The sequence below is a fragment of the Acinetobacter sp. ANC 4173 genome (assembly GCF_004331255.1).
Taxonomy (GTDB): Bacteria; Pseudomonadota; Gammaproteobacteria; order Pseudomonadales; family Moraxellaceae; genus Acinetobacter.
On sequence record NZ_SJOF01000018.1, the window covers coordinates 38,535 to 56,716 of the forward strand.

Below are 18,182 nucleotides of genomic sequence, written 5' to 3' on the forward strand. Positions count from 1 at the left end.
GCCTGGATTAAATAATGACAACTTTAAAAAACCAAATAACTGAAGTTTTGAAAGCCACTATGCGTGCTAAAGAAATGGATAAGTTAACGGTAATTCGTGGTCTACAGGCAGCAATTAAGCAAATCGAAGTCGATGAGCGCAAAGAACTTGACGATACTCAAGTTCTTGCGGTCATTGAAAAACAAATTAAACAACGTAAAGAATCGATCAAAGCCTTTGAAGGCGCTGGTCGAGAAGATTTAGCTAGTAAGGAACAAGCCGAACTTGAGGTTTTATCTCAATTTCTACCAGAAGCTATGACTGAGGAAGAACTTGATTCCATGATTGCGCAAACGATTGCAGCGCAAGAAGCTACTAGCATGAAAGATATGGGTAAGGTGATGAATTCTCTGCGTCCGCTCATAGCCGGGCGCGCCGATCCTTCTCAAGTTTCAGCAAAAATTAAAGCAAAACTGGCTTAATCTTTCACAATATTCTTTCTTTATCGTTGAACTGCCTTAACAATAAGACAGTTCTTAGATAACAGCATTTAAGTCAAATTACACTGCACATTGTATTTCCTCAAAATCATCATTTCTTTAGACGACATGACTTGTTGAATTACATCTTGTTTAGTCAAATTTCGATATTGCGCATCAAGCGAACTTCTATTCTTATCAGCCGCTATATATAGCTGCTCTACATAACGCCCCATAATTCCACAATATCGTGTTTGCTGTTCGGCAGTGAAACTCGTTTGTTGCGGATTAAGTTGCGAAAAGAATTGTCGAATATCAGCCTTGTAATTACGATTAATTTTATCAACCGTAACCACATAATCCTCCACACTCGCAAAAGCAGAACCACAAGATACAGCAAACCAAAGTGCTGCTAAACATTGAACTTTATTCTTCATGTGAACCATTAAAAATCAAAACATGATTGACCGCCATCATACAGCGCCTACTATAGCAAAACTAGCATCGTTTATTTAATTTGAATAAATTCAGGCTTATATTGCTTATATGCCTCTTCAGTTGGTGCAGGTATTTGTCCTACAGTGACCGTACCCAGTCTTAGCCGAATAATATCTGGTAAATCTACACGATAGGAAAAAATAGGGCTTCCACATTCCTGACAAAAAACACGGGCTTTGTTTGGGCTATGGAAATACTCTTTTAGTACTTTCACACCACGTACAATTTCAAATAATGATTTTTGTAATGGGCTATTCCAACCAGCAAAACTGCCTTGTGCTTTTTGGCAATGCTGACAGTAACACAAAATTGATTTCTCAATTTCCCCATGATAACGGTAACTAACCGTTCCACATAAACATTGCCCCTCTATCATTTTATCCTCCTATTATTCTTATAATTTTTAAATGCCGTATTGATACACTAAATTTTAAGTTGGCGTTCCTGTTGCATTTGATCAATACGCTGTTTTAATTGCGCAGACATTGCAACATTATCCTTCGCCAAACGCTGTGCATGCAATAATGACTTTATAGCACCTTCTTCCAAACCACTCCAATACTCAACTTCAGCACGATAACGTAATACATTGACAGCTCTAAGCGGTGAAGCCATATCAATATTCGCCGACTGTTGCAGCAAGTTCCACCCCGTAATATCACGTGGATTTTGATTCACAAATTTTTGTACCAAATTATTCGCTTGTGCGGGTTGCTTTTGACGAATCAACACCTCCGCCAACTTATAAGCCAAAGCTCGATTCTCAGGCATAATTCTTGCCGGTGATTCAATGGTCTGATAAGCATCTTCTAATTTATTTTGACCAAGATAAACATCTGTTTGAATCAAAGTGAGTAAATTATGTAACTTCTTTTGTTTTTTAAGCTGATCCAACTGTGCTTGTGCCAACACATAATCACCCTGCTGATTATAAAAAGCCGCTAAGGCTAATTCCCCAGCAAAGCTTCCCTGTTTCGCAAGGGTCTGCAATTGCAATTCTGTCGCTTGATTAGTAACAACCAAGGTATGCCATTTTAAGATTTCAAAATTTTCATCACGCATACCACTTTTAACTTGAGGTAACTGATTCGCACGTAAACGTGCTTCACTCATACGCTCTGTAGTTAAGGGATGGGTCAACCAAAAATCTGGCAAGAAACTGACTCGATTGGTTGCTCGGTGCATCACCTCAAAATAATCAGCCATGCTTTGTGGGTTATAACCCGCAGCATACATATACTGCATTCCAATCCGATCAGCTTCCCGTTCTTGATTTCGACTATACGTCAGTTGTTGATCCATTAACGCAGCTTGAGACCCCATCATCACCGCAGCCCCAGCATTGCCGTCTGCCTGTGAAGCCACCAAAGCCCCAACAATGATGCCCGCTAAAGCCAATAAGCTCTGTCCTTTGAATGCCTCTTGAGAACGACTGTAATGTCGTTGTGTAACATGCGCAATTTCATGCGCCATCACCCCTGCAATTTCATCCATATTGCGTGCAGAAGTAATCATGCCTGTATTTAAGGCAAATAAGCCCCCAGGCACTGCAAAAGCATTGATTTGAGCATCATTAACCAAAACCAAACCAGTTGGCTGACCCAACTGAGTCTGACTTAAAATATTTGAAAATACAGATAAAAGTTGATCTTCTAACCACGTATTATGTGCAATAGGTAATTGATGTTGTACTTCACGATAGACTTTCTCACCAATCATTTTTTCATTTTGGCGATCAATCAAACCTATCCCACTGCCAATTTCAGGAACATTAAACTGAGGGGATGATGAGAAGTATGTAACATCTGCCCAAGCTATATGGGTGATTACACACAAACTACCAATAGCAAAAAACCGTTTCAATGTTACGTCTCAGGATCTTATTCATTCTGAGCAAACTATAACATTGAAACAACTTAGGATTTGCAATGATGTGTTATCAATATTTTAAAAGTCAGGATTGACCAAATAACGAGGCTGATGTCCTTCCAAAGCATCAACTAGATTACGATAGGCAAGTTCAGCCATTTTTTTCCGTGTCTCCGCTGTAGCAGATCCTACGTGTGGCAAAGTCACCACATTGTCTAACTGAAATAGTTCAGACGTTTGCAGTGGCTCTTTCTCGTAAACATCCAAACCAGCAGCAAAAATTTTACGATCTTTCAATGCTTGAATTAAAGCTTGCTCATGAACAACTGAACCGCGTGCAATATTTACCAATACCGCATGTGACTGCATCAGGTCAAAATGTGGATGTGAGAGCAATGCTTTAGATTCATTATTTAAATCAACCGCAACCACAACAAAGTCTGACTGTTGCAACAGTTGCTCTAAAGAACGGTATTGCGCATTGAGTGGCTGTGCCATTTCTAATTTTTCGCGGCGATTATGGTACAAAATATTCATATTAAAGCCATATAAACCACGACGTGCGATTGCTGCCCCAATATTACCTAAACCAATAATTCCTAAAGTTTTCCCATAAATATCTTGACCGAACTGCGCCTGAGATACTGTACGCTTCCATTCACCCGTTTTAGTCCAATGATCTAAATACGGTACTTTACGCGCTGCGCTCATCAGTAAAGTAAATGCCAAATCCGCTGTGGTTTCTGTTAATACATGTGGTGTATGACTTAACCAAATATTTTTTTGATTTAAATAGGCCACATCGTAGTTATCGTAACCTACACTAACACTAGAAATAATCTTGAGCTGCTGTGCAGTAGCCAAATTACTTTCATTAAGTAATCGACCCGCACCAATCATGCCATCTGCATCCAGAACATGCTGTTGAATCTGCTGATTCACATCACCTTGTTTAGGGTCTATAACCACAACATCGTATTGTGCCTCCAAGCGAGTTAGAATTTCTGGATCAATTTGGCTAAAAACAACAACTTTTTTATTCATCAGTCATCCGTGTATTGAGTGATTTTTGCATAAACTGCCACAAACGTTTTTTCAAAATTGGCTGATCAAGCATTTCTTGCAAACTCGCCAATTGATGGAGATCTACTTGTTGTAATTGAGAAATCCCCCCTAATGCTATCAGATCTTTATCCACCCCAATCGCATCAATAAAACCCCGCACATAACTTGATGCACCACGACCATCTTGCATTTCAGCCAATGGAAATGGCCATTTCAACTCATGATATTCGGCGGGTATCGCACGTTGTATATTTATCCACAACTCGGCTTGTTGCTCACTTAAGACAGATGCATCTATGACAATTAAACATGATGTCATACTGATTGCTTGTAGCTCGAATGCATCTATGTGAATCGCAGGCTGTGGATCTACTTTTAAAGGCTCAGCCAACGGTACTTGGGTATGTTGTTGATGGCTTTCTTGTTCAATTTCAACAAATTGAGTTAATATTGTATCTATTTCTGTAATATCTGGCTGGCTCAAAGCAGAGATCTCAATCTGACTTTGAGGCAATTCTGCCATCACCTCAGCGAGAGCCTGATCACGCCATAAAGAAGATAACTGGGTTTGCTGTACACGAGCGACATGATTAGGAACCCATATATCAATTCCCATCGTTGCCAATATATCTCGCTGGTGCCCCATCATTTCTATGTTCAACATCTCAATCTTTAGCGCTATTCTAACGACATTCACATCATTTTGCTGTGCTTTATTAAAGCGCTCACCAATATCTATCAGATCTGCACTTATACCCCAATCACATAATCATTAAACTATTTTTCTTTTGCATTTGCTCAATAATTTCTGAAGTTTCAAAACCAAACCGCCAATATAATAACTCCAAAACATCCAATTCATCTTGCGTAATAATACGGTCATTCCAAAGACATAACTCCGCAATCCCCAATATAATTAAGCGATCACGCAATAACAAACCTGATATATCATGCACAATTTCTGCAAGATCAATCGGCTCATCAGAAATTTCTTCATAAATTTCCAACTCTTCTGCCGTTAAAATTCGTTTTAATATTTTCTCACGTACATCTAACTGATTATCGCTATTGATTTGTTGCACATGCAATAACGCATCAACTAAACGAACAATTTGAGGCTTCACCTCATCTAAAGCAGTTGGGGTATGCGTAGGCAATAAGTTTAATTCGTATTTTACCCGCTCAAGTAACAGCGCATCCAATAGCCCAATCTCACCATCCTCTTGAATAATTCGAGCCAGTTTAGTGACAAATTGGCGAGCAATTGTCGCTGGCATTCCACCAATATTGGCACATGCTTCATGAAAAATAGATAAATGGACGCGACCATCCAAATGGAGTAATGCATCTATAATCGCACGACTCACTTCCGCTTCAGCTGGAATAAACTCACGGTATTGACGAATCATCAGAATCGCAACCATTACCTCGCGCGAGCCTGTGGCTGTCTGTAATGCGCGTTCAATCAATTCAGGGCGCTGCATAGAACTACGCACCTCAGGATTCAATGGTTTTATCGCATCTTTAATGGCAAAACTAATTGGAGATAAACGCAAAAGGGGCAATGGCTGAGGTGAACTCCAAGGCATATGATATTCAGCATTAATTTCTTCTAATGGGCGAAACAAACCAAATAGCGGCTGATTTTTCAGTCTTTTTAGATTTTCCAGCTGTAAATCTTGTACTAATCCAGGATTCATTTCATAAATCCGCTGCTCAATACTTGGATGAATATTCATCCAACTTTGCGGACTAAGTGAATTAGCAAAACACATATGTGAAATGGATTCTGAGTATTCGCTGTGAATTTGTGAACCTGCATGATGCACATAAATACGCAATAGCGTCTGTATATTGGCATTATTTTGAATCAGCCGCTTGGTTTTTAAATCATTTCTAAAGGTCCGACTGCCTAAAGTTAAGTACTTAATAAATCGAGTTATTAAGACCCCCAAACTCCCCACTAACCAAATGACACCGCCAAGTGCCACTAAAATAGTTTCGAATTTTTGCGGCTGATTATATTCGCGTCGACTAAATCCTAATTTCGCAACCTTACTCCCCCATTGACTGAAAGTTGTTAGCCCACTGTATAAAATTTTAAGACGCGTATTGTCCGCAGTTTCACCTGATAAAATCTGATTAAATTCATGACTCAGTAAGCCAAACAGCTCAGATTCATCTAAATTCTGCAAAGCTCCCCAAGTTAAAATAATAGCAATATCACGTGGTAAAAAACCCGCTGTGAGTGCATTCACTCCAACTTCATCGGGCAGTACATATACAGCAGGAGTATCAATAAGAAATCGATCGGAAAGCTGTTCCGTAATCTTCAGCGCAATAAATTCTTCAGGAGTACTTTCAATCAGGCTTATTCTTCTTGCGCGCAATTGTTTTGCTAGTGAATGCCCACCCGAGCGAAACACATAAAACTCATACAGAATAGATGAACCAATAATCAGTAACAGTAAAGCAATCACGTAGGGGCTGAGTTGATGCCAAAAAATAGATTGTGATTGATCAAAATAGTAAACCAAAAGCCCCAAAACAGTATTGAGAATAAACATGGTCAAAAGAACAGCCAATGCACAAATACTGGCAGTCCACATCATATTTTTATTTTTGATCAAGAAGCCACCCATTTCTTTCAATGTAAAATTCCTTTATTACATTGTAATTCAGCCACATCATAAATGAAAAAGGCGGGAAATACCCACCTTTTTCACGCAAAACAATTGAAAATTATTGCTCGGTCACACCTGTTAAATCAACAGAAGCGGCATCAATGTTGACATCAATATAACCATCTTTAGTTTTTTTAGCCGTGTCGCTACGCTTCTGCTCCAACTCATCCAAGTAAGCAGCATCAATACCACCAGCCACATAAACACCATCAAATACAGAGCAATCGAAGTCTTGTAAATATGGAACTTTGCTGGTGCGAACCGCAGCTTTTAAATCTTCCAAATCTTGGAAAATTAAACGATCTGCTTCAATGATTTCACGAATTTCTTCAACACTACGCTCTGATGCAATCAGCTCTTGTTTGGCCGGCATATCAATACCGTAGACGTTTGGATATTTCACCATTGGTGCCGCCGAAGCAAAGAATACTTTCTTTGCACCAGCATCACGCGCCATTTGAATGATTTCGTTACACGTTGTACCACGTACAATCGAATCATCCACCAACAATACGTTTTTATCTTTGAACTCGAGTTCTACAGGGTTCAATTTTTGACGTACTGATTTTTTACGTTGCTGCTGACCTGGCATAATGAAGGTACGACCGATATAACGGTTTTTCATAAAACCTTCACGGAATTTCACACCTAAAGTATTTGCCAACTCTAATGCCGAAGTACGTGACGTATCAGGAATTGGAATCACCACATCAATGTCGTGCTCCTCACCCCATTCGCTTAGAATCTTGTGTGCCAACTTCTCGCCCATTTTTAAGCGAGCTTTATACACTGAAATCCCATCAATGATTGCATCTGGACGTGCGAAATACACATATTCAAAAATACATGGACGGTACTGTGGATTTTCAGCACATTGCTGCGTGAACATTTCACCATTCACATTAATAAAAATTGCTTCACCAGGTGCAATATCACGCTCAACTTTAAAGCCAAGTGCTGTAATTGCTACAGATTCAGAAGCAATAATATATTCATGCTCACCAGTCTCGGTTATACGTGAACCGTAAATCAATGGTCGGATACCATTCGGATCTCGGAAGCCAACCAAACCCTGACCTGTAATCATGGCAACTACACCATAAGCACCTTCACAACGCTCATGAACACGTGAAACTACATGAAAAATATCGTCTGGAGTTGGAACTAACTTGCTACGTTTTTGCAATTCATGCGCAAAAACGTTCAATAAAACTTCTGAGTCTGAATCGGTATTCATATGACGTAGATCTGTTTTAAACAAATCGTCATGAATTTCTTCGGCATTGGTCAAATTACCATTGTGCGCCAAAGTAATACCATAAGGAGAGTTTACATAAAATGGTTGCGCTTCCGCACTACTTGCAGAACCTGCAGTCGGATAACGCACATGACCAATACCATAATTCCCAAGCAAAGCACGCATATGACGAGTATGAAAAACATCTCGCACCATGCCATTGTCTTTACGAAGAAATAGGCGTCCTTCATGGCAAGTTACGATCCCAGCTGCATCTTGTCCACGATGTTGTAACATCGTTAATGCATCAAACAACATTTGGTTAACGGGTGATTTACCAGCTATACCAACAACTCCACACATAGCAACCTCGCAGACAAGCTAGGATTAATAAAAAGGATTATTCGTTGAATTGCCTGAACGCGAATGATCTTTTGGCGTTGGTTCAGACAAGGAGCGAGAAGATTTCTGAGCATCTTCCGACTGAATATGTTCAAGCGCTTCGTGTGCTGCATCTTTAGATAACTGAGCAGCCCATGGCGCATAAGGCAATAAAGATTGAACCATTTTAGATTGCTTCCAATGCGGAGAGCTTTCCACCCATGGACTTAAACCCTGCATTGTGATTAAAACCACCATCAGCCCTTTTAGTGTTCCAAAGGCACCACCCGCAAGACGATTAAGCGGACCCAACTTTAAGGTACTTAAAACACTATTTAACAATGCTGTTGCGAGCCAAGTCAGGACAATAATGACCAACACAATAAAGGCAAACGCTGCAATTTTTTGAACCACTGGATCTTGACTGAGAGCACCCATTGAAGGAGCGATGATAGCGGCATATTTTGCACCGACAATCAGCGCAAAAACCCAACCCACCAAGTTCGCAAAGGCTTTAACAAATCCTTGTCGCAAACCGTTTAGCCCTCCAATGAGCAAAATGATCAGTATGAAGATATCAATGGTATTCATTTTGCGAGCATAGCATCAACACAATCTTTAACCAGTTTAGGTCCAGTATATATAAGGCCACTATACACTTGTACAAGTGTTGCGCCTGCATTTTGTTTTACCAGTGCTTGTTCGCCTGCCAAAATCCCACCCACACCAATCAATGGCACTTGACCATTTAGGGCTTGGGCAAATGCAGATAAACATGCCGTACTCTTCTCAAATACAGGCGCACCAGACAATCCACCTGCCTCATCACCTTGTGGTAAATTTTCTACGCCTTCACGAGATAAAGTCGTATTCGTGACAATTAGACCATCAATTTTATTCGTAATTAATTGTTGCGAAATAAAGCTAATATCTTCAGGCGTTAAATCTGGCGCAACTTTTAGTACTAAAGGTACATAATGCTGATGCTCATCTGCCAACTCAAGCTGACGCTTCTTTAATGTCGCCAATAACTCAGTCAGCGCATCACCACTTTGTAAACTACGTAGATTTTTAGTATTCGGAGAAGAAATATTAACCGTAATATAAGAAGCGTAGTTATAAACTTTTTCTAAGCAAATGAGATAATCATCTACCGCATTTTCTACAGGTGTATCGGCATTTTTACCAATATTAATCCCTAAAACACCTTTAAATTTAGCCGCTTTAACATTTTCAATTAATTTATCTACACCATCATTATTAAAACCCATACGGTTAATAATGGCTTGTGCTTGTGGCAAACGGAAAAGACGTGGTTGAGGATTACCAGCTTGCGGACGCGGTGTAATGGTTCCAATTTCAATAAAACCAAAGCCAAGGGCAGCTAAGGCATCAATATAGGCACCATTTTTATCTAAGCCAGCAGCTAAACCAACGGGGTTAGGAAATTCAATACCCATACAAGTCACAGGCTTTGCCGCAACATGTTGGCGCATCATCCCCATTGCATGGGCTGATTTCAGCAAGGATAATGTTAGCTCATGTGCACGCTCTGGTGCTAAAGAAAACAACAAAGGGCGGGCTAGAGAATACAACATATCTAGAAAAGTCTACTACTTTTTAAGTCGGTATATTATAGGCGTAGCCCACCAAAAACGCCATGCTTGGCAACTGTTTATTTTGACCTATTATTGTAGTGTCGCTGTTAATTTAATCTGTCCAGCATTGGACTGAAGCTCCATTTTTTCAATGCTTAAGCCCATCTGGGCCAATTGGGTGAGAAAATTTGCCAAAATAGAATAATTTGCATGACTGACCACAACTTGAATTTGCTCACCGACCTGCTGTGAAGCAACACCCAATCCTTGTTGCTGTGCAACACGCTGTACTTTTTCAGCTGCGCTGAGTTGCACATCCCCTGCTGGCTTCATGGTGACCACATTACTTTGCATCCACACCACTAAATCCTTCAACTCACTCACTCTTTGCTGTTGATGTTCTGCCGCTTTATGCATATACCATAAAGCGGATCCCACCGCTGTAACCAATACAAAGACCACAGTAAAAATCACCATGACGCGCTCGCGAACAGACAAACGCTCTAGATATTGTGTGAATTGCTCAACCCAACTATCCAATCTATTTTGAAATTTTTCTATTGCATTCATTATTGTATTTTCACCGAACCAATGACCCCAGAACCATTTGGCTGAATATTACCAAGCTCCACTTTAAAGCCCTGTTGATTCAATTGCTGTGTCAAGTTTTGCAATACTACCGATGAATTGGCCTTTAAATCCAAATTAAGAATTGATGCATCATACGAGACACGATCCGCAATAATTTTATTTTGCATCAGCACTGGACCAACGCGACTCAATAATTGTAGTCCTGCATTTTGCCCCATTTGATTGGTCCGCATCTGAAACTCAAATTGACTTTTCAAGGTCTGCTCAGTTACAGGATAGTTTTGCCCAAACCAATATTTAAATTGCGATACTGCTTGCAGTGCTGTCTCATCAGCCACCTTCTTATTTTTATACCAACGACTCGCATCATAGCCAAACTGAACAATTAAAATGGCAAACAACACAGCCGCACAAGCTTTCCAATAACCAGAGACTTTTGTTTCTGATTTTAGCTTGGGTAAAACATTAAAAGGATGTTGTTTCGGCTTGTTCAGTTTCGCAAAGTGATATTGAAATTCATGAATCTGATCTTGCGTTACACGCGCCTGCAAGCTATTCAGTTGCTCCACATTCAAATTAGCGATGGTATAATTTCGAGACCCCTCTTGATAGTCTAAATAGAGTGGTAAATCATCAATAGAGCACCCCATCCATTCACTTTCTCGCACCAATAAACGCCCATGCAAATCCAACAAAACTGTTTCATCTGCCTGTTGGGGTTGCGGTACTGCATAAAAGTCAGGAAGCAGTGCAGTAATTTTTGTAGGCAACAAGGAAAGCGAATGCTGCCATGTTTCTACCAAATGCTGCGAAATACCCAACAATGTAAGTTGATCTGGATTTTGGAAATGATGCAAGATTTTCATACTATCGACAAGGAATACAATATATTCCTCTAACAGATACTTGATTCCTTCTTGTCCCAGTTGTTTATAATTTGCCTTACTCAACTGCTGTTGCAACATTTGCACATGACGGCTTGGAAAAAAAACAGTCGCTTCTTGAGCAGCAAAAGGCTGCAAGTCTTGAATCAACTGCTCCAAACTCAAAGCACTTTGCCAGAATTCCCCTTGCGACCACTGCCATGTCTCATTGGCTTCAGGCATCCATATATACAACATTTATTTTTATCTGCCGTTTCGAATAATTTAAGCTTGGGGAATAAAGCGCTTTTGAACTGTTGATAAACCTGCTGCAATAACACTTTGATCATAACAGCGTGCTTCTGCCAACGAAAAAGGATGAAAAGGCTCAGCCGTCAGTAATTCCTCTATATGTGCCACAACATTCATATGACAGACCACCACAATTGACTCATACGGCAAATGCGACAACCACTCTACTGCTACGCGTGCATCATCGTCTGGTTTAATTGCATTACAAAGTAAAACAGGCACACCTTTAAAATGTGTTTGAATATGTGCCAAAGTTTCTTGTGCCCTTAATAATGGACTCACAATAAAAATATCGGGTTGCACAATATTTTTTAAATAATCTGCTGTTTCCTGCGCCTGTAGATGACCTCGTGCAGTAAGAGGTCTTTTCATATCATTACCGTCAATTGCAGGTGAGGCTTCGCCATGACGAACCAATGTAAGTAACATAAAATTTCCTTATTATTTCAGGGCACTCAGCAGCGTAATCAAATTAAAATTCAGCAGGCGCCCAATTCTCAAGTATAAACAAGATTTATGACAATTCTAATGCTTTCAATTCATTAAACTTCATGATGAGGCAGTACGAATTCGACATCACTACGATGACCATTCTTCATTAATGACACTGCAATAGATAAAGGTGGAGCACCTTCAAAAATAACATCATAGAGTGCACAGGTAATTGGCATATACACATCTAACTCTTGTGCCCGTGCACGAACTTGAACGACAGTATTGATCCCTTCTGCGGTTTGTCCCAATTCTTTGGTTGCTTGCTCTAAGCTTTTTCCTTTTCCTAAAGCGTAACCGATTTGAAAGTTACGACTGAGAGGACTATTACAAGTCGCGAACAAGTCACCAACACCAGACAATCCCAAGAAAGTTAATGGGTTCGCACCTAACTTCACTGCAAAACGGCTCATCTCTGCCAATGCACGAGTTAATAGCATACTCTTGGTATTTTCACCCACATTATAAGCAGCAGCCATCCCCATCGCGACGGCGTAAATATTTTTCAGCGCACCACCCAGCTCGACACCATTCACATCATCACTCGCAAACACACGAAATAAAGCACTATGCAAAGCTTGCTGTACAGCATAACGCACCAACTCAGAGTCGCTTGCTATGACCGTACCCGCAGGCTGCCCTGCAACAATCTCTTTTGCCAAGTTCGGACCCGAAAGAACACCAAAAGGGATTTCTGGTAATTCTTGCTGAATAATATCGCTCATAAAGCAAAAGGTTTTTGCCTCAACCCCTTTAGTTAAAGACACCACAGCTTGCGAACTAATAAATGGGCGAATCTGCTTAAGTACATCGCGAAATGAGTGACTTGGAATGGCAACCAAAATAATATCGCGATCACGCACTGCTTTTTCTAAATTCGAAACTGCAACCAAATTTTGCTCTAACTGAAAATCGGGTAAATAACGTTTATTCACATGAGTACGGTTAATCTCTTCAGCAATCGCTTCATCACGAATCCAGATCATGGTATCGCAACCATTCCGAACAGCCGTGTTGGCCATTGCCGTTCCAAAACTCCCCCCGCCCAACACCGTTACACGTAAAGCCGTTTTGCGATCAATAATTACAGGTTCTAGCAAATCACTAAAGTTTAATTCAGACATTTATTTTTATATCCCAAAATGGATCTAACTTATTTATTCCAAGTACTTACATAGTCAGCAGTATTGATTTCAGCTCGAGCAGGAATTGCTTTAGCCGCTGTACCCACATAAATAATCCCTGAAATCAAATCATGCTCGGTTAAGCCCAAAGCCTGTTTTAATAATTTTGACTCAACCACAGCACCACTTCGCCACATGGTCGAAAAACCTTGTGCTTGCAAAGACAATAATAAATTTTGAATTGCCGCACCAGTACTTAAAGTCTGCTCAAAATCAGGAACTTTAATATGCGCTTGAAACTTAGTCAGCGCAAGAACCAGCAACGGTGCACGAAATGGATGATTCTTAACTCGATCAAGTTGAACTTGGTCTTGCTCCCCCAAATCTGAAAGAGCTTGAGACAACAATAAACCAAATGCTTCACGTTGCTCAGATTCTATCACCACAAATTTTGTTGGTTTTAGGCGATGGTGATCGGGCGCAGTTAAGGCGGCCTGAAATGCTAATTCGAGCTGCATTTTATTTGGAGCGGGTTCAACAAGTTGCCCAATTGACTGACGTTGATGAATATTTTGATGAATAAGGTCAGCTGCTAAATCCGTCATTGATTTAAAGATCTATACATAAATACTTCAGCAAGAGTATCACAATATTTTCATATTACTCTAGCCAACTGAATAAATTGTCTTTGCAAATCATGTTTCACACAGCAATAAAATAAAACTGCATTTTTAATACAGCGCTCACAGCACAATCATGAAATTATGGTTTCGCATATTTCTTATGATGATTGGGGAAAACATGAATAAAATTTTAACTTTAAGCACTACAGCATTATTCACTATTTTACTAACGGCATGTGCATCGACACCCACGTCTTCCACTGTAATTCAAAAGGAAAATAACCAATTTGAAGTTACAGGACTAGGCAAAACCAATATCATCGCTAAAAATAATGCCATTGAAGCAGCAAACAAGACCTGTAAAAACTCAACGCCCATCGTCGTCAGTGAAAAGACCGAATACAATGGTGCTTTAAAAGGTGTAGTTGATGATAAAACTGGACAAATGATTCAATCAGCCGCTGATGTGCTTGGCAGCATTGCAGGCACCAATACCAGCATTGCCAAAGATACAGACTATCAAACAGTCGTTACCTTTTATTGCAAAGCCAACTAGTACAACCAAGCCCAAGATATTACCTAACAATAAAAAAGGGTTAGCTTCAATGCTAACCCTTTTCAGTTTTAAACCTGTATTAACAATACCCTTCCAAACGGGTTAAAGGCAACTTCTGACCAATTGCTTTTTCAATTTCAGGTAAATGAAACGCATCATCCTCAGAAAGGAAGCTAATACTTACTCCACGCGTACCTGCACGACCTGTACGTCCAATACGATGCACATAATCATCTGACTGTTCAGGTAAAGTGAAATTAACCACATGGGATACACCATCCACATGAATACCACGCCCAGCAACGTCCGTTGCAATCATAATATTATGCTGACCATTCTTAAACTGGTCTAACATTTTAAGGCGTTTATCTTGTGCAATTTCGCCCGACAACATCACCACTTTATAGCCATCACGCTTTAAGCTGTCATATAACTTACGAACTTGATCTCGACGATTGGCGAAAATCATGACTTTTTCAATCGGCTCGTCATGTAAAATATCTTGGAGCAATTTATATTTATCAGACTTCGCAACCATATATACACGTTGCTCTACATCTGAATTGGTTTTCTTTTCAGGTTCGATTTCTACCGTCACTGGCTCAAATAACCATTGTTGTGCCAAGTTAAGGACATCATAGCTAAAAGTTGCGGAGAACATGAGGGTTTGGCGCTGCTCTTTACGCGGCGAATAACGCACAATCCGTTTGACCGAAGGAATAAAGCCCATATCCAATAAACGGTCTGCTTCATCAATCACTAAAAATTCAATTTGATCTAACCAAACTTCTTTTTGCTCTACAAAATCAATCAGTCGCCCTGGCGTAGCCACAATAATATCGACCGGTTTTTTATCGAGTTGTGCTTTTTGCTTATCAAAATCCACCCCACCCAATAAAGTCACCAAGTGCAGGTCAGTAAACTTCGTTAAATATTTCGCATCACTTTCAATTTGCAATGCCAATTCACGAGTCGGTGCCAAAATTAAAGCACGTGGTTCACCACGAAAACGTTGTTCTTTAATCGGATTATTGAGTAAGTCATTAATCACACTAACCAAAAATGCAGCTGTTTTCCCCGTACCGGTTTGTGCACGACCAATCGCATCATGCCCAGCCAAAGTAAATTTGAGCACCTTTTGCTGAATTGGCGTCATTTCCTTAAACCCTAAAGCGTCAATCGCTTGTTTAAGTTGCGGGTGTAAATTTAGGGTTTCAAAACCAGATGACATAAATACGTGCTCAAATTAATGAATATTGAAAAACAGAGTCATTATAAACAAAAAACGCCCCAATATACATTGAGGCGTTTCGAAGAATCTTTAGCGTATTAGTCTAAAGGTTGAACTTCTTCAGCTTGGAAGCCTTTTTGACCTTTTACAACGCTGAATTCAACACGTTGGCCGTCACGAAGTGAACGGTGGCCTTCGCCTTGAATAGCACGGAAGTGAACGAATACATCGTCACCGCCATTGCGTTGAATAAAACCAAAACCTTTAGTGTCGTTGAACCATTTAACTACGCCTTGTTCACGAGCTGTCATAAGTTAATCCTCATTGTATTTAAAAGAAGGACCACCCGGTGTTGCAAACAGCAGAGCAAACAAGGTTTAAAAACATTTATTATTTCTAAGCTTGTAATCATTCTGTATAACTATTAACAAAATCCCGGTTACATCCATTTGTAGAGTATGGGTTTAAAACAATTTATAGTTGTGTTAAATCCCCAATACGGCATCGAGCTTAACATGGGTTTATGACAATTAATAGAATTTTTTTCACTTATTCCACATCAAATTTAGTATTTTTTTTTCGATACTTATTTATCGCCAATATAAACATAAATATAGTTTTACTGTGATTTAAGTTGGGGTTTGGCATTAAATTTGCTAATATTTGGCTGTGTATCCTGAAATTTCTCACTCCATATGTCGAATCAAAACGAATATGACCTCATTATTGATACAATGGGTAAGCCTTGCCCTATGCCATTACTCATGTTGAAGCGTTCTTTAAAAAATTCGCCGCATTGTCGGGTCTTACTTAAGTCTTCCGATCCACATAGCCAAATTGATGTAACACGGTATTGCCAAATGCATCAAATGACTTGTGTAGTGCAAAAAATTTCAGAGCATGAATATCATTACTTAATTGAATCTTAATTATTTTCAATTAAACTACATGGTTTCAATTTGGCATAAAAAATTACATAACACTACCCAAATTTCCTTAATGTGTGAGCGTATTGGCATTAAGATGAAAGGTAGTGGAACATCAATGTCCAGTTTTATTAAGGAGTACCTATGAGTGACAGCAGCAATCAATTGATGCCCCTGTCATTATCTGCACCAGGTGTAAACCTTGGGGCATATATTAGTACTGTCAATCAGATTCCAATTTTAACAGCTGAACAAGAAAAAGAGTTAGCTGAGCGTTATTACTACGACCAAGACCTTGATGCTGCAAAAATGCTGGTGATGTCGCATTTACGTTTTGTAGTACATATTGCACGCAGTTATGCAGGCTATGGATTACCCCAAGGCGATTTAATTCAAGAAGGTAACCTAGGCTTAATGAAAGCCGTAAAACGTTTTGACCCAAATATGGGCGTACGCTTGGTTTCATTTGCAGTACACTGGATTAAAGCTGAAATTCATGAATACGTTATTCGTAACTGGCGAATCGTAAAAATTGCAACAACCAAAGCACAACGTAAATTGTTCTTTAATTTACGCAGTCTGAAAAAATCAAGCAAAAAACTGACGCTAGAAGAAGCGCAATCGATTGCCAATGACTTGAATGTGACGCCAGAGCAAGTCATTGAAATGGAAGGCCGTTTAACCGCTTATGATGCCGCATTCGAAGCACAAGGTGATGACGATGACGAAGGCTCAACCCATGTCGCTCCTGCATTATATTTAGAAGATAATCGTTACGACCCTGCTCGCTTAGTTGAAAATGAAGACTATGAGGAACAAAGCACCTCTGCCTTACATGAAGCAATGGAGCAACTGGATGATCGCTCACGGAATATTTTACAACGTCGTTGGTTAGATGATGATAAGTCGACCTTACATGAGTTGGCTGCTGAATATAACGTCTCTGCCGAACGTATTCGTCAGTTAGAAAAAAATGCGATGGAAAAAATTAAAGTTGCTATGTCATCTAATTAAGTTTTTTGTTTTTAAAGGCACAACTTGAAGTTGTGCCTTTTTTATATTAGCGCTTTGAACAATGTCACATTTCGCTTTTTTACCTTGGGCAGAATATGCTAAGGTTATGCGCAAACTTGTTCTGGTCATCATGGCTTATGTGGATCGCAATCTCTGCACTTAATTTAGCAATTGCTGTCATGCTAGGCGCTTTTGGTGCACATGGTTTAAAAGCGCGTGCAACAGAAGTTCAACTGGCTTGGTGGCACACAGCAACAGATTATTTTTTCTATCATGCCTTGGGCTTATTGGCGCTCGCCATTTTGGCAAAAGTCGTTCCCCTACTGCCTATTAAAATGAGTTTTTCCCTTATTCAAATTGGAATTTTCTTCTTTTGTGGCTCATTGTATGTCATGGCTTTAGGTTTACCTCGCATCTTAGGTGCCATTACACCTATTGGCGGTGCCCTCATGATTGCTGGATGGCTGGTTCTGGCTTGGAATGCTTACAAATATGCCAAATAAAGTCGCAGATTTTCGGGAATGAAACATGCAAATTTTTTTGAATGGTGAAGCAAAAGACACCACTTGTCGCAATCTTTTACAACTGGTTCAAGAGTTAGAACTAGAAGGTAAACGCTTTGCGGTAGAACAAAATGAAATGATTATTTCTAAGTCTAAA

The 18,182-nt window shown here is 39.8% G+C and carries 22 protein-coding genes; 6 read left to right on the forward strand and 16 right to left on the reverse strand.

The features are described from left to right. The first annotated feature begins 14 nt into the window (after positions 1 to 14). Positions 15 to 461: a GatB/YqeY domain-containing protein gene (locus E0H94_RS16675; RefSeq protein ID WP_116758918.1), complete on the forward strand. Its 447-nt coding sequence runs from the start codon at positions 15 to 17 to the stop codon at positions 459 to 461. 68 nt (positions 462 to 529) lie between these two features. Here the strand turns inward: E0H94_RS16675 and E0H94_RS16680 are convergent, their stop codons facing one another. From E0H94_RS16680 to E0H94_RS16745, 14 genes are all read right to left on the reverse strand, one after another. Beyond that, a complete protein-coding gene (locus E0H94_RS16680; protein ID WP_131327524.1) occupies positions 530 to 895 on the reverse strand; it encodes a hypothetical protein in 366 nt (121 codons plus the stop codon). Between the two features lie 71 nt (positions 896 to 966). Next, positions 967 to 1,332, reverse strand: a complete 366-nt coding sequence (locus E0H94_RS16685; RefSeq protein WP_131327525.1) for a GFA family protein — start codon at positions 1,330 to 1,332, stop codon at positions 967 to 969. Between the two features lie 47 nt (positions 1,333 to 1,379). Continuing rightward, complete coding sequence (locus tag E0H94_RS16690; protein ID WP_227548665.1) at positions 1,380 to 2,783, reverse strand: M48 family metalloprotease; 1,404 nt, start codon at positions 2,781 to 2,783, stop codon at positions 1,380 to 1,382. A 120-nt stretch (positions 2,784 to 2,903) separates the two neighbouring features. Continuing rightward, positions 2,904 to 3,869, reverse strand: a complete 966-nt coding sequence (locus E0H94_RS16695) for a 2-hydroxyacid dehydrogenase (RefSeq protein WP_131327527.1) — start codon at positions 3,867 to 3,869, stop codon at positions 2,904 to 2,906. Further along, on the reverse strand, positions 3,862 to 4,554 hold the full coding sequence (locus E0H94_RS16700; RefSeq protein WP_227548664.1) for a hypothetical protein: 693 nt from the start codon (positions 4,552 to 4,554) through the stop codon (positions 3,862 to 3,864). The genes E0H94_RS16695 and E0H94_RS16700 overlap by 8 nt, the downstream gene beginning before the upstream one ends. 97 nt (positions 4,555 to 4,651) lie before the next feature. Further along, a complete protein-coding gene (locus tag E0H94_RS16705; protein WP_413773025.1) occupies positions 4,652 to 6,532 on the reverse strand; it encodes a M48 family metallopeptidase in 1,881 nt (626 codons plus the stop codon). Between the two features lie 100 nt (positions 6,533 to 6,632). Further along, a complete protein-coding gene (gene purF / locus E0H94_RS16710) occupies positions 6,633 to 8,174 on the reverse strand; it encodes an amidophosphoribosyltransferase (protein WP_131327529.1) in 1,542 nt (513 codons plus the stop codon). Between the two features lie 24 nt (positions 8,175 to 8,198). Further along, positions 8,199 to 8,783 carry a CvpA family protein gene (locus tag E0H94_RS16715; protein WP_131327530.1) on the reverse strand — a complete coding sequence of 195 codons (585 nt, stop codon included), beginning with the start codon at positions 8,781 to 8,783 and terminating at the stop codon, positions 8,199 to 8,201. Then, entirely contained in the window at positions 8,780 to 9,790 is a 1,011-nt protein-coding gene (locus E0H94_RS16720; RefSeq protein WP_131327531.1) for a quinone-dependent dihydroorotate dehydrogenase, read from the reverse strand. The genes E0H94_RS16715 and E0H94_RS16720 overlap by 4 nt, the downstream gene beginning before the upstream one ends. Positions 9,791 to 9,880: 90 nt before the next feature. Beyond that, a complete protein-coding gene (gene gspM / locus E0H94_RS16725) occupies positions 9,881 to 10,360 on the reverse strand; it encodes a type II secretion system protein GspM (RefSeq protein WP_131327532.1) in 480 nt (159 codons plus the stop codon). Further along, positions 10,360 to 11,502 carry a type II secretion system protein GspL gene (gspL, locus tag E0H94_RS16730; protein WP_131327533.1) on the reverse strand — a complete coding sequence of 381 codons (1,143 nt, stop codon included), beginning with the start codon at positions 11,500 to 11,502 and terminating at the stop codon, positions 10,360 to 10,362. Before gspL ends, gspM begins: the two co-directional genes overlap by 1 nt. A 27-nt stretch (positions 11,503 to 11,529) precedes the next feature. Next, positions 11,530 to 11,985, reverse strand: a complete 456-nt coding sequence (locus E0H94_RS16735; protein ID WP_131327534.1) for a SixA phosphatase family protein — start codon at positions 11,983 to 11,985, stop codon at positions 11,530 to 11,532. 113 nt (positions 11,986 to 12,098) lie between these two features. Further along, a complete protein-coding gene (locus tag E0H94_RS16740) occupies positions 12,099 to 13,172 on the reverse strand; it encodes an NAD(P)H-dependent glycerol-3-phosphate dehydrogenase (protein ID WP_131327535.1) in 1,074 nt (357 codons plus the stop codon). Between the two features lie 29 nt (positions 13,173 to 13,201). Further along, positions 13,202 to 13,777, reverse strand: coding sequence for a nitroreductase family protein (locus E0H94_RS16745; protein WP_131327536.1), 576 nt, complete (start codon positions 13,775 to 13,777; stop codon positions 13,202 to 13,204). Positions 13,778 to 13,973: 196 nt separating this feature from the next. On the opposite strand from E0H94_RS16745, the gene E0H94_RS16750 reads away from it, so the two are divergent. After that, positions 13,974 to 14,351 carry a hypothetical protein gene (locus E0H94_RS16750; protein WP_131327537.1) on the forward strand — a complete coding sequence of 126 codons (378 nt, stop codon included), beginning with the start codon at positions 13,974 to 13,976 and terminating at the stop codon, positions 14,349 to 14,351. A gap of 79 nt (positions 14,352 to 14,430) precedes the next feature. Here the strand turns inward: E0H94_RS16750 and rhlB are convergent, their stop codons facing one another. Together rhlB and E0H94_RS16760 are read right to left on the reverse strand one after the other, a co-directional pair. Beyond that, entirely contained in the window at positions 14,431 to 15,582 is a 1,152-nt protein-coding gene (rhlB, locus tag E0H94_RS16755) for an ATP-dependent RNA helicase RhlB (protein WP_131327538.1), read from the reverse strand. A gap of 98 nt (positions 15,583 to 15,680) precedes the next feature. Then, the gene (locus E0H94_RS16760) at positions 15,681 to 15,893 is read right to left on the reverse strand and encodes a cold-shock protein (protein ID WP_005177104.1); all 213 of its coding nucleotides are present in this window, start codon (positions 15,891 to 15,893) and stop codon (positions 15,681 to 15,683) included. 384 nt (positions 15,894 to 16,277) lie between these two features. Between E0H94_RS16760 and E0H94_RS16765 the strand changes: the two genes are divergently transcribed. The 4 genes from E0H94_RS16765 to E0H94_RS18790 all read left to right on the forward strand — a co-directional run. Then, positions 16,278 to 16,511 carry a sulfurtransferase TusA family protein gene (locus E0H94_RS16765; protein WP_131327539.1) on the forward strand — a complete coding sequence of 78 codons (234 nt, stop codon included), beginning with the start codon at positions 16,278 to 16,280 and terminating at the stop codon, positions 16,509 to 16,511. Between the two features lie 141 nt (positions 16,512 to 16,652). Beyond that, complete coding sequence (rpoH, locus tag E0H94_RS16770; protein WP_116758901.1) at positions 16,653 to 17,522, forward strand: RNA polymerase sigma factor RpoH; 870 nt, start codon at positions 16,653 to 16,655, stop codon at positions 17,520 to 17,522. A 137-nt stretch (positions 17,523 to 17,659) separates the two neighbouring features. After that, entirely contained in the window at positions 17,660 to 18,025 is a 366-nt protein-coding gene (locus E0H94_RS16775; protein ID WP_131327540.1) for a DUF423 domain-containing protein, read from the forward strand. A gap of 25 nt (positions 18,026 to 18,050) precedes the next feature. Beyond that, positions 18,051 to 18,182 (forward strand): thiamine biosynthesis protein ThiS (locus E0H94_RS18790; RefSeq protein WP_131327541.1); only part of this gene is annotated, 132 nt, incomplete at its 3' end.

Coding starts and splice junctions, on each gene's coding strand:
- E0H94_RS16675 (WP_116758918.1), top strand. CDS start 15: ATGACAACTTTAAAAAACCAAATAACTGAAGTTTTGAAAGCCACTATG.
- E0H94_RS16680 (WP_131327524.1), bottom strand. CDS start 895: ATGAAGAATAAAGTTCAATGTTTAGCAGCACTTTGGTTTGCTGTATCT.
- E0H94_RS16685 (WP_131327525.1), bottom strand. CDS start 1,332: ATGATAGAGGGGCAATGTTTATGTGGAACGGTTAGTTACCGTTATCAT.
- E0H94_RS16695 (WP_131327527.1), bottom strand. CDS start 3,869: ATGAATAAAAAAGTTGTTGTTTTTAGCCAAATTGATCCAGAAATTCTA.
- E0H94_RS16700 (WP_227548664.1), bottom strand. CDS start 4,554: ATGTTGAACATAGAAATGATGGGGCACCAGCGAGATATATTGGCAACG.
- E0H94_RS16705 (WP_413773025.1), bottom strand. CDS start 6,532: ATGGGTGGCTTCTTGATCAAAAATAAAAATATGATGTGGACTGCCAGT.
- purF (WP_131327529.1), bottom strand. CDS start 8,174: ATGTGTGGAGTTGTTGGTATAGCTGGTAAATCACCCGTTAACCAAATG.
- E0H94_RS16715 (WP_131327530.1), bottom strand. CDS start 8,783: ATGAATACCATTGATATCTTCATACTGATCATTTTGCTCATTGGAGGG.
- E0H94_RS16720 (WP_131327531.1), bottom strand. CDS start 9,790: ATGTTGTATTCTCTAGCCCGCCCTTTGTTGTTTTCTTTAGCACCAGAG.
- gspM (WP_131327532.1), bottom strand. CDS start 10,360: ATGAATGCAATAGAAAAATTTCAAAATAGATTGGATAGTTGGGTTGAG.
- gspL (WP_131327533.1), bottom strand. CDS start 11,502: ATGTTGTATATATGGATGCCTGAAGCCAATGAGACATGGCAGTGGTCG.
- E0H94_RS16735 (WP_131327534.1), bottom strand. CDS start 11,985: ATGTTACTTACATTGGTTCGTCATGGCGAAGCCTCACCTGCAATTGAC.
- E0H94_RS16740 (WP_131327535.1), bottom strand. CDS start 13,172: ATGTCTGAATTAAACTTTAGTGATTTGCTAGAACCTGTAATTATTGAT.
- E0H94_RS16745 (WP_131327536.1), bottom strand. CDS start 13,777: ATGACGGATTTAGCAGCTGACCTTATTCATCAAAATATTCATCAACGT.
- E0H94_RS16750 (WP_131327537.1), top strand. CDS start 13,974: ATGAATAAAATTTTAACTTTAAGCACTACAGCATTATTCACTATTTTA.
- rhlB (WP_131327538.1), bottom strand. CDS start 15,582: ATGTCATCTGGTTTTGAAACCCTAAATTTACACCCGCAACTTAAACAA.
- E0H94_RS16760 (WP_005177104.1), bottom strand. CDS start 15,893: ATGACAGCTCGTGAACAAGGCGTAGTTAAATGGTTCAACGACACTAAA.
- E0H94_RS16765 (WP_131327539.1), top strand. CDS start 16,278: ATGTCGAATCAAAACGAATATGACCTCATTATTGATACAATGGGTAAG.
- rpoH (WP_116758901.1), top strand. CDS start 16,653: ATGAGTGACAGCAGCAATCAATTGATGCCCCTGTCATTATCTGCACCA.
- E0H94_RS16775 (WP_131327540.1), top strand. CDS start 17,660: ATGTGGATCGCAATCTCTGCACTTAATTTAGCAATTGCTGTCATGCTA.